The 2942-nt window shown below is 45.4% G+C and carries 1 protein-coding gene and 2 pseudogenes; 2 read left to right on the top strand and 1 reads right to left on the bottom strand.

Annotated elements, in window-relative coordinates; genetic code table 11:
- Nucleotides 1-119: pseudogene (locus tag PX636_RS08865) on the bottom strand (transposase); the annotation flags it as partial.
- A gap of 206 nt (nt 120-325) precedes the next feature.
- On the opposite strand from PX636_RS08865, the pseudogene PX636_RS22655 reads away from it, so the two are divergent.
- A pseudogene (locus tag PX636_RS22655) lies at nt 326-796 on the top strand (HNH endonuclease); the annotation flags it as partial.
- An 84-nt stretch (nt 797-880) separates the two neighbouring features.
- On the top strand, nt 881-2584 hold the full coding sequence (gene hflX, locus PX636_RS08855) for a GTPase HflX (protein ID WP_041804036.1): 1704 nt from the start codon (nt 881-883) through the stop codon (nt 2582-2584).
- The last annotated feature ends 358 nt before the right edge of the window (nt 2585-2942 follow it).

Here is a 2942-nt window from a genome sequence, read left to right as displayed (position 1 = left end):
TTGTCCATCCAATAACGAACACAATAATTACGCACAAACTGAGATGTCCTAATTGCTTCATCTAGTCTTTGGTATTGTTCTGGTGTCCCGTTTTTTAACTTGGCTTCTACGACTAGCATTGATTAATCCTCGACCATTGGATAGTTTAATGATAACACAGTTTACCCATAGATGGTAGTATTAAAATCGTGCTTCGCAGTTAATATCCTGGTCGGATTTCATCCCCCGCAAAGGTTGATGTCTTGTCGAAAAATTTAGCGGGGGCATTCATCCGACATTTTAGGTAAAGGTTAAGCCGTCATCACTACTTCTGAATCAGCACCGCAACGGGAAAGAAAGACGAGAGACTTGGTTATTTAAAACCAAAGATGGGTTTCAATTATGGAAACACAACTGGACTCCAATCGTCAGACATACCCTAGTACGCCCCGACGCTTCACCTTATGACGGAAATTGGACTTACTGGGCGAGCAGACGAGGACAAGCAATCGACACACTGACGAGAGTAGCCAAACTACTTAAGAAGCAACAAGGCAAGTGTAACCGATGTGGGCAGTATTTCACCCCATCGGATTTAATTGAAGTTGACCACATTCACCCTCTAAGCTTAGGCGGAAAGGATGAATATAAAAACCTTCAATTACTACACCGCCACTGTCACGATGAAAAATCGGCATCTAATGGAAGCCTAGAATCATCTGATTTGACATCTTTGGCGGAATTTGTCAATCTAGATGATACAGGGTCAACCAAAAGAAGTCAAGCTGTATCCTTAACAAGGGAACAGTCGAACTAGGAGCCGTGTGAGGTGAAAGTCTCATGCACGGTTCTGAATGGGAGGGGAGGTCGGTGACGACCTTCTCGACCCCTAATATCCTAATTGCGAGGAAAGCCTATCGATACCATCTTCGGCAATACCCAGGGACTGAAAGCCAGTCAGATGAAACAGCTACAAAGGCTGTACCATGAACGCTTGCCTATTGATACTCTCACCACCCCAGAATTCGCCCAAAGACTGGCGGCTATCAGTACCGATATCCATCAACCCCTCTGCACCTATATCAACCGTCGCGGCCAGGTAATTCGTGTGGGAGTGGGAACCCCCCGACAAACCCAGTTTTCTCTCTTGGAACTACCCCGCTACGGTTCCGAACGTCTTTGCGGAATTCGTTGCATCGCCACGGAAATCAAGCAGGAACCGCCAAAAGAATCCAGTTTAACCGCCATGGCTTTGCAAAGATTAGACGCACTGGTGATCTTAACATTAACCGGTACAGGCATGATCCGTCGCGGTGGTGGGGCGACCGGTTATGTGGAGCAAGTCTATCTGGCGCATCTTATACCACAAAGTCAAACAAATGTCAATAGTAATATATACTGGTCTGTCTCCCCTCCCTTAAATCTAGAGGATTTAAGCAAACAGGACTTTTTAGAGTTAGTGGAAGGACTAGAGGCGGAGTTTCAGCGAGAATTTACCGCTATAACCGTTGATACAGCCGAAGATCGGGTGCTATTGGTTGGTTTAATCACCGACGGTATGAGCGATCGCCAGTTCGAGGACGGTTTAAGCGAATTAGAACGTTTAGTTGATACCGCCGGGGGCAAAGTTTTGCAAGTCACCCGACAAAAACGAGATCATCCCCATCCTCAAACAGTTATCGGTTCGGGAAAAGTGGCAGAAATCGCCCTACAGGTGCAAACTTCGGGGGCTAATTTAGTTGTATTCAATCGCGACCTTTCTCCCGCCCAAATTCGCAATCTAGAGAACCAAATCGGGGTGAGAGTGGTCGATCGCACCGAGGTGATCCTGGATATTTTCGCCCAACGGGCCCAATCCCAAGCGGGTAAACTACAGGTAGAATTAGCCCAATTAGAATACACTTTACCCCGTCTCACCGGGCGCGGATTAGCCATGTCGAGATTAGGGGGAGGAATTGGCACTCGCGGACCGGGGGAGACAAAATTAGAAACAGAACGCCGAACTATTCAACGTCGTTTATCCCGTCTCCAGGATGAGGTGGATCAACTGCAAGCTCATCGTTCCCGTTTACGCAAACAACGGCAAAAACAAGATGTAGCCAGTGTGGCGATCGTCGGTTACACCAATGCGGGAAAATCTACTTTAATTAATGCTCTCACCGCTGCCGAAGTTTATACCGCCGATCAACTGTTTGCTACCCTTGATCCCACCACCCGACGCTTAACTATTACCGATCCCCTCAGCCAAGTCTCTCACACCCTTTTACTAACTGATACGGTGGGTTTTATCCATGAATTACCCCCCTCGCTGGTGGATGCTTTTCGGGCAACTTTAGAGGAAGTAACGGAAGCAGAAGCATTACTCCATCTGGTGGATCTGTCCCATCCAGCTTGGGAAAGTCAGATCGCCTCGGTATTAAAAATCCTCTCGGAGATGCCGATTCAAACCGGTCCGATGTTAATGGTGTTTAATAAGTTGGATCAGGTAAAAAGCGAGGATTTGGAAATAGCTAAGGAAAAATACCCCCAAGCTGTTTTTATCTCGGCTATTCGTCGGCTAGGATTGGAAACTTTAAAACAAAAGTTAATCGATTTAACCGCTTAAGTATAGCAGTAAGCTGTCAGTATTCAGGAGACAGGACACAGGAGTTAGGAGTCAGTATTCAGGAGATTATTTTTATTTATTCTTCCCACTTCCTAATTCCCACTTCCTAATTCCTAATTCCTAATTCCCACTTCCCACTCTCCCATACCTTTTAAACAGGATTTTGTATCAGTTATTCAGTTATACTAAATCTGTTGAGTATAGGCTACTTGTGAGGACAGGCAAAAGGCAAGAGGCAAAAGGCAAAAGGGGGAATAAATAATCAGTTTTTAATAACCGGATTTATTATTATTATAACTATCATCTATTAGCGCCAAGATAAATTAACTCGGTATCGGGAAGCTTACCAAAGATTTTT

This window comes from Microcystis sp. M53598_WE2 (genome assembly GCF_030067735.1).
In the GTDB taxonomy this organism is placed as follows: Bacteria; Cyanobacteriota; Cyanobacteriia; order Cyanobacteriales; family Microcystaceae; genus Microcystis; species Microcystis aeruginosa.
This window is presented reverse-complemented; position numbering and strand designations above follow the sequence as displayed.